Source organism: Cohnella baijiui, assembly GCF_020731285.1.
GTDB lineage: Bacteria > Bacillota > Bacilli > Paenibacillales > Paenibacillaceae > Cohnella.
In genome coordinates, this window is sequence record NZ_JAJFOW010000395.1 from 1 (window position 1) to 226 (window position 226).

Below are 226 nucleotides of genomic sequence, written 5' to 3' on the forward strand. Positions count from 1 at the left end.
CGAGCATTCTGCCTTTTGTTTGTTCCTCGCCAGCCTTGTCCGCATCAATGAAGCCGCGCATCCATTCACCATGCGCTGCCAGCTGCTTGTTCACGTCCTGTAGCAAGCTGAAGTTTTGAGCATGCGAGGTAACCAGCTTTTCATCCAGCGCCTTTACACGGGTCTGCATCTCAATCATCTGCTCGCTTGACTTAGCGAACTGGCCGGATACTTGCTCCGAATTCTT

The 226-nt window shown here is 52.2% G+C and carries 1 protein-coding gene; it reads right to left on the bottom strand.

Translation table 11 applies throughout. From position 1 onward, the window contains the following. On the bottom strand, nt 1–226 hold a 226-nt coding region (locus LKX83_RS33105), incomplete at both ends, for a hypothetical protein (RefSeq protein ID WP_227887537.1).